Raw genomic sequence first — 12,818 nt, 5'->3', positions numbered from 1 at the left:
TGGTTGGTTTCTCGGCGCGTCCCCCCGTAGGAGCGGGTTCACCCGCGAACACCGGCAAAGCCGGTGCCATGCAACGTGTTGCCTGCTTCGCGGGTAAACCCGCTCCTACATTTATGGCGCATGCCTTGGGCCTGGTTGTTTTCTCGGAGCGTCCCCCCGTAGGAGCGGGTTTACCCGCGAACACCGGCAAAGCCGGTGCCATGCAACGCGTCGCATCTGCCACCTCCAGCGCACATGGCCCCTTTCAGGTCCGGGCTGGCTTGTCCCGTAAGCGCATGGCCTTGGCGCGCTTTTCCAGGATCAGGTAGGTCACCACCGCCAACAGCAACGGAATCAGGTAGTACAACGTGCGGTAGCCGAGCAGGGCCGCCACCAGCGTGCCCTGGCCCATCTGCCCATGCAGGAGGGCCAGGAACACCGCTTCCAGCACACCCAGCCCCGCAGGGATATGCGCCACCACGCCGGCCACACAACTGATCAGCAGGATGCCGAGAATCGACGGGTAGAACGCTTCGCCCGGTAGCAGCCAGAAGATCAGCAGCGCCATCAGTGCCCAGTTACTGGCACCCAGCGCCACCTGGCACAGCGCCAGACGCAGCGAGGGCAGCGTCACTTCGTGGTCGCGCCAGCACCAGGTGCGCTTCTTGGCAAAACCACAGGCCAGCAGGTAGCCGCCCGCAATCGCCAGCAACAGCAGGCCGATCAGGCGCAGGCCTGTAGTGCCCACCGCCCAGTTGCCGGGCATCTCGACCAGGCCCAGGGCAAATACGGTGCCGGCCAGCAGCATATAGCCCATCCAGTTGGTCAACAGCCCCAAGGTGAGGATTCGTGTAATGGTCGCGGTATCCAGGCCCAACCGCCCATAAAGGCGGTAGCGCAAGGCAACCCCGCCTACCCAGGTAGTGAAATTGAGGTTGAAGGCGTAGCACACGAACGCGACGGGCAATACCTGCCGGGCAGGTAGCGTATGGCCGGTGTAAGCCCGGGCCAACAGGTCGTAACTGGCAAACGCGAGGTAGCTGCACAGCGCGATCGCCAAGCCGATGGCAAGGGTGCCAGGCTTGTAGGCGAGCAAAGACTGACGTACTTCGTTCCAGTCCAGATTGCGCGCCAGCAGGTACAGAAGCACAGGGATCAGGATCAGAAACGCGAGTGTGAACACGCGTTTGCCCCACGTTTGCCAGCTTTTGCGCGCCATCAGGAGTTGCCCTCGTGCAAGTTGCCCTGGGGTTCGGCTTCCGGCTGCACCGAGCGCAAACGCTGCCGGTGCGCAGGGAACCAGCCCGCAATGCGCGGGAAGTGGCGGATCACGTGGAAGCACACGAAGATCAACGGTGCTCGCCACCAGTATCCGCGAATCATGCGCTCCAGGGTGACCGGTTTGCATTGCTCGCTGGCCAGTGTCTGCAGATGCTGGTGCAGTTGCTGGTTGAAGGCCCGGTCACGAATGAACAGGTTGGCCTCCAGGTTGAACGACAGGCTGAGGGGGTCGAGGTTGCTGGAGCCGACGGTGGCCCATTGATCGTCCACCAGTGCCACCTTGCCGTGCAACGGCCGCTGGCAGTACTCATGAATCTTCACGCCGTCGCGCAGCAGGTAGTTGTACAGCAGGCGCGACAGTGCGCGTACCCAGCGCATGTCGGGCTGGCCCTGCAAAATCAACCGAACCTCCACGCCACGCCGGGCCGCGTTGCGCAACTCACGCATCAGCCGGTAGCCTGGAAAGAAATACGCATTGGCGACCACAATGCGTTGGCGGGCTTTACGAAACGCCTGAAGGTAGTGTGCCTCGATATCGGTGCTGCGCATGCCGTTGTCACGCTCGATCAACACAGCACTGCTGCTTCCGGCGGGTTCGGTAACCGGGCGTACCGCACTGGGTGGCTGCAGCACGGGAGACATCAGGCGCTTACTGGCTGAATGTACCTGCGCCACTACCGGCCCAGTGACCTCCACGGCATAGTCCTGCTTGGCCATCGCACCAAAGTCGCCTAAATGGTCGGCGCTGTAGTTGATACCGCCGATGAAGGCCCGCTCACCATCGACCACCACGATCTTGCGGTGCAAACGGCGAAACAGGTTGGTGCGCATGCCCAACAAGCGGGGTTGTGGATCGAAGGCATGAAAGCTGACACCCGCGTCGGTCATCGCTGAAATGAATTCAGCCGGTAGCTCGGCTGTGCCGTAGCCATCCGCGACCACTTCCACGCGTACACCGCGCCGGGCAGCCTCGATCAACACCTGCTGCAATTGCTTGCCCACTTTGTCGTCGAAGATGATGAAGGTTTCCAGCAATATTTCTTCCCGCGCCTGGGCCATGGCCTCGAACACGCGGGGGTAATACTGCTCGCCATTGATCAGCAACTGCACGCTGTTGCCGTCTACCCAAGGTCGGTTCACAGGTTGATCTCCGCAGCCAGTGGTACATGGTCGGACAGATGCGACCACGGGTATTTGGACAGCACCTGGGCTGCGCCCGGCACCGCGTTTCGCAGGTAGATGCGGTCCAGGCGCAACAACGGCAGGCGCGCGGGGAAACTGCGCGCCGGGGTGCCGAAGGCCTCTGTCAGGTGTTCGCTCAGTACCGCGTCCGCCTTCAGCCGCCAGTCGTTGAAATCGCCGGCGATGATGACCGGCGCGTTGGGCGGCAGGCTGGCCAGCAGGTCGAGCATCAGCTTCACCTGGCGCTGCCGGTGGGCTTCCCGCAGGCCCAGGTGCACGCATACCGCATGCACCTCGTCATGGCCCGGCACCTCCAGCTGGCAATGCAGCAGGCCACGCTGTTCATTGCCCTGCACCGAAACATCCAGGTTGTTGAAGCGCCTGATGGGGAATTTCGACAAAAGCGCGTTGCCGTGGTCGCCATGGGGATAGACCGCATTGCGGCCATAGGCGAACTGCGGCCACATGCTGTCGGCCAGAAACTCATACTGCGGCGTTTCGGGCCAGGCTGGGTGGCGCAAGGCATGCTGCTGATGACTGCCGTGCACCTCCTGCAAAAACACCAGGTCGGCGCCGGTGGCGCGCACCGCCTCGCGCAACTCGGGCAGGATGAAGCGCCGGTTGAAGAAGGTGAAGCCTTTGTGCACGTTCAGCGTCAACACATTGAGCCGGCGTACAGCGGTCACCTTGTCGATGATGCAGCGCGGGGCGGGCAGGGTCTTGTTCACAAGGCCACCTCCGGTACCACGCCGGGCTCGGTCATCAGCTCGTGGTCCAGCGACAGCTTTTGCAGCAAGCGCCTGGCGTCGTATGGCGCGTGAACCTTCTGGTCATTGTCGAAGTAGCAGTACACATCCCGTGCCGCACACCGAGGCGGCGGCCCCGGCACGATCAGGCGGGCATCGTCCGCCTGGTTACCTTCGCTCCATAGCTGGATACGCTGCTTCCAGCGCCGCAGCGCGCGTGCGGTATATCCGCTGCTGTACAACTCCACATCCCCGTGCAGGCGCATGTAGACGAAGTCGGCGGTTACATCTTCGGCACAGGGCCATTTGCCGGCGCTGTCGGCAACCACCAGCGCCACGCGATGTTTGCGTAACAGCTTGACGAAGGCTTCACAGAGGAAGCTCTCGTGGCGGATTTCCACGGCGTGGCGCAAGCGCGCATTGCCCTTGATGGCAAGGCTGCCATTACTCTTAAGGCGCTCGGCGCAGCCTTGGGCGCGTTCACGGGCCGCTTCGCGTGTGTGTGGCAGCAGCTCCAGGAACCGGGCAAAACGGTCTTCATCGAACTTCATGCTAGGGGGGAACTGCCACAGAAACGGCCCGAGCTTTTCGCCCAACAGCAGCGGGCCGGAAGCGAAAAAATTGGCCAAGGGCTCTTCGATTTCCTTCAGCCGCCGGACATGGGTGATATAGCGCGGCCCCTTGACCGCGAACACGAAGCCTTCCGGCGTTGCTTCACGCCAGCCCAGATAGCGTTCGGGCGTCTGCAGGCTGTAGAACGAGCCATTGATCTCGATGCTATTCACCGCCCGTGAAGCGAATGCCAGTTCATCGTCCTGTTTCAGGCCTTTGGGGTAGAAATCCTTGCGCCAGGGGCCATAGCGCCACCCGGAGATACCGATGCGAATATCGCTCACGCTGCCGTCCTCACTGCCGGTTCCTAGTTCGGTCGCTCTGAAGGTGCGACCGGCAAAGACCGCCGAGGGTTCACAACGCTTGACCAACGGAAATGCTGACGCCGAGTTGAACTTTGCGGCAGTTGGCGTCTCCACCGCATACCCGTTTCATGGAAGGGTGCCAGGATGACATTCGAGCGTTTCGCCCACCGCCAGAGGGCCGGGCTGGGCGACGATGGGCAAAAGATCAAGCAATGACCTGCCACCCGTGGAGGCAAGCATGGCCAGACATATCATCCACTTCACCGGACCGATCAATTCGTCAACCTGCGGCAACCTGATCACGACCTGCTCGCGGGCATTGCAACAGGGTGCCGAGCTTCTGCAACTGAACATCGCCACCATGGGCGGCGAATGCAGCTATGGGTTTACCCTGTACAACTTTCTGCGGGCGTTACCCGTGGAGGTGCATACCCACAACCTGGGTACGGTGGAATCCATGGGCAATATCCTCTTCCTTGCCGGAGAGCGACGCACGGCTTGCAGTTTCAGCAAGTTTCTTTTCCACCCGTTTCATTGGACCTTGCATGGTTCGGTGGACCATTCGCGGATGTCCGAGTATGCGATGAGCCTGGATTACGACCTGCGCCTGTATGCGCAGATCGTGGCGGAGCGCACGAAAGGCGCGGCCGAGGTTTTGGATGTACCGCGTTATCTAATGGCCTATCCAAGGATACTGGCGCCGCGGGAGGCGCTGGAAAACGGAATGATCCATGCAATCGACGAGATGCCGATCGCGTCAGACACCGTTCAGTGGAGTGTGCACGCCTAGCTTACCGAACGGACGCCGCCGTGCCCGCGTCACAAGCCAGCAAGGAGCGGATCAGGGCCTTGATCTCGCCCTTCACGAGAGCCACCTGATCCAGGTGGGCAAAGCGGCAGTCGGAAATTTCGTGCCGGGCCTTGGGCTGCGGTGCTTCGGCAAACTCCGCTGCGAACACGTAATGCACACGCTCTGGCGTTTCATGGCGCATCAACAAAACCAGCGATTCAGCCTGTAGCCCAGTCTCTTCCAGCAACTCCCGCTCGGCGGCCTGCATAGGTGTCTCGCCGGGCTCGATCTTGCCGCCTGGAAGGGTCCAGGGCGCGTTGGGCTTTCTTACCCACAACCATTTGTGGCGCTGCTTGCCATGCCGGCAAATGATGGTGGCGCGATGCTTGACTGGCTTCATTCAGGCTCCTGGGCAATTCCTTCATTGCATGAAGTTTCGGCCCTGGCTGGCAATAAACGTTGCGTTAAAGCTGACGAACGGTCATCTCCGTCACGCAAATATATTGTGTGCTGCTTTTTGTACCGACGGTCAGCAGCAAAGCGATCAAGCACAGCGATAAAACAGGCTCTCGAAACCTAGACAGGGGCACACATTCGGCCACCGGTAACAAAGGTCGACAAAAATTTTGAATCTTCTGGCCATGGCCCGATCAATCAAAAGGTCATCCATGGAGAAGAGGAGGCCCCCTGCGATGCCTAGCCCACAGCTGTACATAATCGATTACAAACTGCATGACCAGCCGCGCAGTTTCATCATCCGCCTGGAACGCCTGGACAATGCCGAGGCCTGGCATTGGGCAAGTTGTGATGCGGGCATCGGCATCATTCCCAAGTTCGGTCGCGAGAAGATCAGGAAGGTCAGTCGGCCGATGGCCGAGCGCTACGGGATTACCGCCGTGAGCTGGCGGATTTCGGGGAGCAAGCCCAACCAGTCGGTGGGCGATCCGGCGGCGATGGTTTAATAGCTCGCCTGCAACCGGTTAAAGAAACTGCAGGAACGGACGTGCCCGCTCCTGCAGTGTACGCTGACACTTCTAGTGTCAGGCGCCAGACTCAGGGTCGCTGGCCGGAACGCCGGGCCGGTTTTCCTCATCATCAGTCACATTAGGGTCGGTATCCGGGTCGTCTGCCCGATCATTGCGTCGATCCGGCTCCAGCTCCGGCCAGTCATCTTCAACATTGCCGCCACCCATTCGCAGTAGGGAATTCATGGTGCAGTCCTCGTTCATGATCCTTATGAATTAAGAGCGACAGGTGCACGCCAGAGGTCCACTGAGCATTGGCAGTCGCTGACCAACGGTTTCAGGTGCCTGAGTAATTCACGGCAGCCACTTAGGTGCATTGATCCCAAGTGCCTTGAGCAGCTACTGGCCTCTTCGCGGGTGAACCCGCTCCTACGGGGGAGCTGTGCAGTGCCGGTCAGAGGCGGCTTGCCCGAGAAGAGGCCAGTAGCGTCAACACATCATGCTGGTTTTTTCAGCACCAAGGTCAGGATGTCATAGCTGGCCACCAATTCACCCAGCTGATTGGTTACTTCCACATCCCACGCCACCACCCCCTGCGGCTGCCCCAGCGGGCTGGTCTTGCCCTGGTCGATCTTGCGCTTGCAGGTCAGGCGCGCCTGGATGGTATCGCCAATGCCCACCGGGTTGATGAAGCGCAGGGTGTCCAGCCCATAGTTGGCCAATACCGGTCCGGCGCCGGGCGACACGAACAGCCCGGCTGCTGCCGACAGTACGAAGTAACCGTGGGCAATGCGTTTACCGAACTGCGAGGCCTTGGCGGCGATTTCGTCGAAGTGCATGTAGAAATGGTCGCCTGACAGGCAGCCGAAATTAACCAGGTCAGCTTCTGTCACGGTGCGGCGATGGGTGAGCAGCGACTCGCCGACACGCAGCTGCTCGAAGTAGCGACGGAACGGGTGTACTTCGGTTTCGATCACTTCGCCGCCGCGCACGTACTCGCCGGTGACCGCCGTAAGCATGCTCGGCGAGCCTTGTACTGCGGCGCGCTGCAGGTAGTGCTTGACAGCACGCAGGCCTCCCAGCTCTTCTCCACCGCCGGCGCGGCCCGGGCCACCGTGCTTGAGCTGCGGCAGCGGCGAGCCGTGACCGGTGGACTCCTTGGCGGCCTGGCTATCGAGCACCAGCAGACGGCCATGCCAGGCAGCAGCCACCGGGATAGCCTTGGCGGCCACGCTGCGGTCGGCGGTGACCAGGGTCGCCACCAGGCTGCCTTTGCCACGGGCAGCCAGTGCCAAGGCTTCGTCGAGGTCGTCATAGGCCATCAGCGTACTGACCGGGCCGAACGCTTCGATATCGTGGGCGCCGCCCTCGGCATGCGGGTCGCGGGCCTGCAACAAGGTTGGCGCAAAGAACGCGCCTTCAGCCACGCCTTCGCCACGCGGGGCAAAGCCATCGCTGGCGCCGAACAGCTGGTCACAACTCTGCAGCAGGCTGCGCACACGCTCGCCGACGTCGCGCTGCTGGTCATGGGAGGCCAGGGCCCCCATGCGCACACCTTCAAGCGACGGGTCGCCTACCACGACCTTGCTCAGGCGCTCGCGCAGGCGCGTGGCAACGGCATCCAGGTGCCTGGCCGGGACGATCGCGCGGCGGATGGCGGTGCACTTCTGCCCGGCTTTAGTGGTCATTTCACGTACCACTTCCTTGATGTACAGGTCGAATTCTTCGCTGTCCGGACTCACGTCCGGGCCGAGGATGGCGCAGTTGAGCGAGTCGGCCTCGGCGGTGAACGGCACCGAGTTACGAATCAGGTTGGGCGTCACGCGCAGTTTCGCGGCAGTGTCGGCGGAGCCGGTGAAGGTCACCACGTCCTGCCCCTGCAGGCGGTCGAGCAGGTCGCCGGTGCTGCCGATAACCAGCTGCAGGCTGCCTTCGGGCAGCAGGCCGGAGGCATTCATCAGGCGTACCACGGCCTCGGTCAAATAGCTGGTCGAGGTCGCCGGCTTGACGATGCAGGGCATACCGGCCAGGAACGTCGGGGCAAACTTTTCCAGCATGCCCCAGATGGGGAAGTTGAACGCGTTGATGTGCACCGCAACGCCTGCCCGTGGCACCAGGATATGACTACCGGCGAAATGGCCTTGCTTGCCCAACGGGATGGCTGGGCCTTCGTGCACCAGGTTACCCGACGGCAGCTCGCGGCTGCCGATGCCGGCATAGGAGAACAGCGTGGCGTTGCCGCCTTCGATGTCGATCCAGCTGTCAGCCCGGGTGGCGCCGCTGTGGTGCGACAGGGCGTAGAGCTGCTCCTTGCGTTCGGCCAGGTACAGGGCCAGGGCTTTGAGGCGTTGGGCACGCTGTTGGAAATCCATGCCCATCAGCGAAGCAAGGCCGCGTGCACGCGCGTAGTCCACAGCTTCGGCGAAGTCCGGGCGCTCTTCATGGCTGTAGGCCAGTACGTGGCCGTCGAGGGCGCTGCGCAGGGCCTGGGCGCCGTGCTGGCCGAGCCAACGGCCGGCGATGAAACTTTGCAGAGTAGGGGCGGCAGACATGCTGTTCTCCATGCTGTTCAAAAAGTGGGGGGCGCTGTTACCACAGCGCCAGGGTGTAGCCGATGATCAGGCGGTTTTCGTCCACGGCGTTGGTCAGGCCGTTGCCGGAGCGGAAGGTGACATTGCGCCAGCGCAGGCTGACGTCCTTGAGCGGGCCACTCTGGATGACATACGTGATGTCGGTGTCGCGCTCGCGCTCGCGGCCATTGGTCACGGTGGCAGTTTCCGCGTGGCGACCGTCGGTGTAGCGGGTCATGAAACTCAGGCCGGGGATGCCCATGGCAACGAAGTCGTAGTCGTAGCGCACTTGCCAAGAGTCCAGCCCGGCGCGGGTGAAGGTGTTGTAGGTGACCAGGTTGACGGTGAACGGGTCGCCGCCGTTGACGAACGGGAAGGCGCTGTCACCGGACATCTGCTGCCAGGTGGCGGTGAACTTGTGCGCCCGCACGCCCAGGGTGAACATGGCGTTGAAGTTACGGTTGTCGATGTTGCCGGCACGCTCGGCACCGTCATTGCGGCTGTCGAAGTAGCGCAGGTCACTGCGCAGGCTCACACCTTCTGCCAGTGGGCGGGTGTCGATCAGCCCGACGAACTGCTGACGGTAGATGTCCTGGAGCTTGGCGTAGTAATAGCTGACCGTGGTTTGCGGGGTGATGGCGTAGCTGCCACCACCAAAGTCCAGGTGGTCACTGCTGGCAGCGCCATAGCCGATGTCGTCGCGGCCAGAGGAGTCACGCAGGTTGGCCTTGGTCAGGCGTCCGGCATTGAAGGTGAGGCCATCGAGGTCCTGACTGGTGAGCAGGCCACCCTGGAAGGTGGACGCCAGCAGGCGGGTGTCGTTGTACACCACCACCGGCAGGATCGGCTGCAAGGTGCCCAGCCGCAAGGTGCTCTTGGACACACGTACCTTGCCGGTCAGGCCCAGCTCGCTGTAGTCGTCGACCGGTTCGTGACTGTTCGGGCCAAAAGGCAGCAGGCCGGTGTTGCGACGGTCGCGGCTGGAGTCGAGCTTGATGCCCAACTGCCCCAGGGCGTCCACGCCAAAGCCGACCGGGCCTTCGGTGAAGCCCGATTCCAGCTTGGCGGTAAAGCCCTGGCCCCATTCCTCAGCCTTGGCCTGCGGGGCGTTGCTCTGGCGAAAATCACGGTTGATGTAGTGGTTGCGCAGCTCCAGGCGTGCATGGCTGTCGCCGATGAAGTCAGCCAGCGCGGGCATCGGCAGGGCGAAGGTGGCCAGCCAGGCGGCTGACAGGAAGTGTGTGCGGTTCATTGTTGTTGTTTTACCCGACATGTCTGTTCGTCCTTGAAGTCAGTGTTTGCTGGCGCCAGCCGCGCCGATACCGGTCATGGAGCGGATGAATTGGCCCAGGTAGCGACCCCGTTCTTCAACGGCACGTTCGGAGCTGTCGGTAACCGAGAACACCCAGGCACTGAGGAAGGCCAGGCTCATGGAGAACAGCGCAGGGTTGCTGTAGGGGAACAGCACCGTTTCGTTGTGCAGCACGTTGACCCACACCGCCGGGCCCAGCACAACCAACAGCACCGCCGAGACCAGCCCGGCCATGCTGCCGCACACCGCGCCGCGGGTGGTCAGGCCTTTCCAGAACATGGAAAGGAGCAGCACCGGGAAGTTGACCGAAGCGGCCACCGCCAGCACCAGGCCGGAGAGGAAGGCAATGTTCTGCGACTCGAACATCAGGCCCAGGATCACCGCCAGCAGGCCGATGACCAGCGTTGCAATGCGCGACACGCGCATTTCCTCTTGCTCGGTAGCCTTGCCTTTGCGCATCACGCAGGCATACAGGTCGTGGGACACCGCCGATGCCCCGGACAGCGCAAGGCCAGCGACCACAGCCAGAATGGTGGCGAAGGCCACGGCTGAGATGAAGCCGAGGAACAGGTTGCCCCCCACGGCCTGGGCCAGGTGCACGGCGACCATGTTGCCGCCACCGATGATGGCGCCAGTGGCGTCGCGGTAGGACGGCTCGGTGCCGACCATGACGATGGCGCCAAAGCCGACAACGATCAGCAACAGGTAGAAGTAACCAATGAAACCGGTGGCGTAGAACACGCTCTTGCGTGCTTCCTTGGCATCACTGACTGTGAAGAAGCGCATCAGGATATGCGGCAGGCCAGCGGTGCCGAACATCATGCCCAAACCAAGGGAAATGGCGTCCACCGGGTTGGACAACAAGCCGCCTGGGGCCATGATCGCCTGGCCCTTGGCATGCACGGCCACGGCGCTGGCAAACATGGCCTCGGTGCTGAAGCCGAAGTGCTTGAGCACCATGAAGGCCATGAAACTGGTGCCCGACAGCAGCATTACCGCCTTGATGATCTGCACCCAGGTGGTGGCGAGCATGCCACCGAAGGTGACATAGGCAACCATCAACACACCGACCAGCATCACGGCGTACAGGTAGCTGATGCCGAACAGCAGCTCGATCAGCTTGCCGGCGCCGACCATTTGCGCCACCAGGTACATCAGCGCCACCACCAGGGTGCCGAAAGCCGAGGTCAAGCGCACCGGGGTTTGCGCCAGCCGGTAGCTGACCACGTCGGCGAAAGTGTACTTGCCCAGGTTGCGCAGGCGCTCGGCAATCAGGAACAGGATGATCGGCCAGCCCGCCAGGACACCGAGGGCATACAACAGGCCGTCGTAGCCGTTCATGAACATCATCGCGGAAATGCCCAGGAACGAAGCGGCACTGATCATGTCGCCCGCGATCGCCAGGCCGTTCTGCATGCCGCTCAAGCCGCCGCCGGCGGTGTAGAAGTCGCTGGCCGAGCGGGTGCGCAGGGCAGCCCAGCGGGTGACCAGCAGGGTGAAGCAGACAAACACCATGAACATCGAAATGGCTGTCCAGTTCATTGTGCGCACTCCTGCTTGACCTTGTCGTTGAGCGGGTCGAGCACGTTGTTGGCGCGGTGTACGTAGATGCCGGTCAGGGCAAAGGACAGCAGCACCATCAGCACGCCCACCAGCATGCCGACCGTGGTCACGCCGCCGCTGAGGGACTGGCCGAGGGTGCTGGGCGAAAACGCAACCAGCAGGACGAAGCCGTAGTAGACCACCAGCATGGCCAGGGTCAGGCTGCCGTTAAGGCGGCGTTTGCGCCGTACCAGGTGCTGGAAGTCGGGGTGGTTGGCGATGCTTTCTATGCGTTCGGGTGTCATGGGTTGCGATCTCTGGGTGTTGTAATTGTTTTGTTGAGGTCACGCGGGGTATTGCGTTGCTGCTTAGCCCCTCTTCGCAGGCAAGGATGCCGCCCTAAGGCCTTGCGCAGCCCCTGTAGGAGCGGGTTTACCCGCGAAGCAGCCGACTCGGTCTACAGCTGGTCGAAGTCCAGCACCACCTTGTCACTCACCGGGTAGGTCTGGCACGACAGCACATACCCGGCCGCCACTTCGTAGTCTTCGAGGGCATGGTTGCTGTCCATCTCCACTTCGCCCTCGATCACCCGGCACTTGCAGGTGGAGCACACGCCGGCCTTGCACGAGTAGGGCAGCTCGGCGCCAATGGCGTTGCCGGCGTCCAGCACGTTCTGGGTGTTGCGCGGCAGGTCGAAGCTCAGTGCCCGGCCGTCGCTGATCACGGTGATATGGCTAAGCGCCGAATCCACCTGGCGTGCCGCCTCACGGGCTTCGCGGCGGGCCTCGCTGCCGGCGGCGGCGAACAGCTCGAAATGAATGCGTTCCTTGGCCATGCCGTTGGCCTGCAGGCTGTCACGCACGGTTTCGGTCATCGCCTGCGGGCCGCAGATGAATGCCGCGTCCAGGCCGGCAACGTCCAGCCAGCGCGAAAACAGTTGGCCGCATTTGTCAGCGTCGATGCGGCCGTTGTACAGGTCGACGTCCTGCTGTTCGCGGCTGAACACGAAAATCAGGTTCAAACGGTCGAGGTAACGGTTTTTCAGGTCTTCGAGCTTGTCGCGGAACAGCGCCCCCGAACTGGAGCGGTTGCCGTACAGCAAGGTGAAACGGCTGTGCGGCTCGCTGGCCAGCGTAGTGGCGATGATCGACAGTATCGGGGTGATGCCGCTGCCGGCGGCCACCCCCAGATAGTTGCCCTGGCGAGCCGGGTCCAGTGGCACGAAGAAGCTCCCCGATGGCGGCATCACTTCCAGCTGCTGGCCGGCCTTGAGCACTTCATTGGCAAATGCCGAGAAGCGCCCGCCCGGCACGCGCTTGACGGCCACGCGCAGCTCGCCGTCCTGCACGGCGCTGCAGATGGAGTAGGAGCGGCGGACTTCTTCGTTATCCAGCTGGGTACGCATGACCAGGTACTGGCCCTGAGTGAAGCGGAATTGGTCCTGCAGGTGCTCGGGCACATCGAAGGCAATCGATACCGCATCACGGGTCTCATTGCGCACTTGCTTGATGGTCAGGCTGTGAAACTGGCTCAT

The 12,818-nt window shown here is 62.3% G+C and carries 12 protein-coding genes and 1 pseudogene; 2 read left to right on the top strand and 11 right to left on the bottom strand.

Annotated elements, in window-relative coordinates; genetic code table 11:
* Positions 1–244 precede the first annotated feature (244 nt).
* Genes AC3RCM_RS13120 through AC3RCM_RS13105 form a run of 4 tightly spaced genes read right to left on the bottom strand, consistent with a single transcriptional unit; the run spans position 245 to position 4,084 of the window.
* Positions 245–1,198 (bottom strand): lysylphosphatidylglycerol synthase domain-containing protein, encoded by a 954-nt coding sequence (locus AC3RCM_RS13120; protein ID WP_492629665.1) that lies wholly within the window; start codon positions 1,196–1,198, stop codon positions 245–247.
* On the bottom strand, positions 1,198–2,400 hold the full coding sequence (gene clsB / locus AC3RCM_RS13115; protein ID WP_064492043.1) for a cardiolipin synthase ClsB: 1,203 nt from the start codon (positions 2,398–2,400) through the stop codon (positions 1,198–1,200). The genes AC3RCM_RS13120 and clsB overlap by 1 nt, the downstream gene beginning before the upstream one ends.
* On the bottom strand, positions 2,397–3,170 hold the full coding sequence (locus AC3RCM_RS13110; RefSeq protein ID WP_064492044.1) for an endonuclease/exonuclease/phosphatase family protein: 774 nt from the start codon (positions 3,168–3,170) through the stop codon (positions 2,397–2,399). The genes clsB and AC3RCM_RS13110 overlap by 4 nt, the downstream gene beginning before the upstream one ends.
* Positions 3,167–4,084 (bottom strand): DUF72 domain-containing protein, encoded by a 918-nt coding sequence (locus AC3RCM_RS13105; protein ID WP_420130821.1) that lies wholly within the window; start codon positions 4,082–4,084, stop codon positions 3,167–3,169. The genes AC3RCM_RS13110 and AC3RCM_RS13105 overlap by 4 nt, the downstream gene beginning before the upstream one ends.
* A gap of 259 nt (positions 4,085–4,343) precedes the next feature.
* Between AC3RCM_RS13105 and AC3RCM_RS13100 the strand changes: the two genes are divergently transcribed.
* Positions 4,344–4,895, top strand: a complete 552-nt coding sequence (locus AC3RCM_RS13100; protein WP_180688032.1) for an ATP-dependent Clp protease proteolytic subunit — start codon at positions 4,344–4,346, stop codon at positions 4,893–4,895.
* A 1-nt stretch (position 4,896) separates the two neighbouring features.
* Here the strand turns inward: AC3RCM_RS13100 and AC3RCM_RS13095 are convergent, their stop codons facing one another.
* Positions 4,897–5,295, bottom strand: coding sequence for an NUDIX hydrolase (locus tag AC3RCM_RS13095; protein ID WP_064492047.1), 399 nt, complete (start codon positions 5,293–5,295; stop codon positions 4,897–4,899).
* Positions 5,296–5,587: 292 nt separating this feature from the next.
* Between AC3RCM_RS13095 and AC3RCM_RS13090 the strand changes: the two genes are divergently transcribed.
* Positions 5,588–5,857 carry a DUF6555 family protein gene (locus tag AC3RCM_RS13090; RefSeq protein ID WP_004374494.1) on the top strand — a complete coding sequence of 90 codons (270 nt, stop codon included), beginning with the start codon at positions 5,588–5,590 and terminating at the stop codon, positions 5,855–5,857.
* A 78-nt stretch (positions 5,858–5,935) separates the two neighbouring features.
* Here the strand turns inward: AC3RCM_RS13090 and AC3RCM_RS13085 are convergent, their stop codons facing one another.
* The 6 genes and pseudogenes from AC3RCM_RS13085 to paaE all read right to left on the bottom strand — a co-directional run bounded on the left by AC3RCM_RS13085 (position 5,936) and on the right by paaE (position 12,818).
* Complete coding sequence (locus tag AC3RCM_RS13085) at positions 5,936–6,106, bottom strand: hypothetical protein (RefSeq protein ID WP_061405658.1); 171 nt, start codon at positions 6,104–6,106, stop codon at positions 5,936–5,938.
* Positions 6,107–6,357: 251 nt separating this feature from the next.
* Complete coding sequence (paaZ, locus tag AC3RCM_RS13080) at positions 6,358–8,412, bottom strand: phenylacetic acid degradation bifunctional protein PaaZ (RefSeq protein ID WP_020190812.1); 2,055 nt, start codon at positions 8,410–8,412, stop codon at positions 6,358–6,360.
* A 37-nt stretch (positions 8,413–8,449) separates the two neighbouring features.
* Positions 8,450–9,682 carry an OprD family porin gene (locus tag AC3RCM_RS13075; RefSeq protein WP_129931763.1) on the bottom strand — a complete coding sequence of 411 codons (1,233 nt, stop codon included), beginning with the start codon at positions 9,680–9,682 and terminating at the stop codon, positions 8,450–8,452.
* Between the two features lie 39 nt (positions 9,683–9,721).
* Positions 9,722–11,290: pseudogene (locus tag AC3RCM_RS13070) on the bottom strand (cation acetate symporter); the annotation flags it as partial.
* Positions 11,281–11,589 (bottom strand): DUF485 domain-containing protein, encoded by a 309-nt coding sequence (locus AC3RCM_RS13065; RefSeq protein ID WP_004374508.1) that lies wholly within the window; start codon positions 11,587–11,589, stop codon positions 11,281–11,283. The pseudogene AC3RCM_RS13070 and the gene AC3RCM_RS13065, both read right to left, overlap by 10 nt.
* A 152-nt stretch (positions 11,590–11,741) precedes the next feature.
* Positions 11,742–12,818: a 1,2-phenylacetyl-CoA epoxidase subunit PaaE gene (gene paaE / locus AC3RCM_RS13060; RefSeq protein ID WP_070383930.1), complete on the bottom strand. Its 1,077-nt coding sequence runs from the start codon at positions 12,816–12,818 to the stop codon at positions 11,742–11,744.

The sequence above is a fragment of the Pseudomonas sp. GW823-FHT05G12 genome (genome assembly GCF_058795575.1).
The sequence above is the reverse complement of the archived record's forward strand: the minus strand, read 5'-3'. Positions and strand labels throughout refer to the sequence as shown.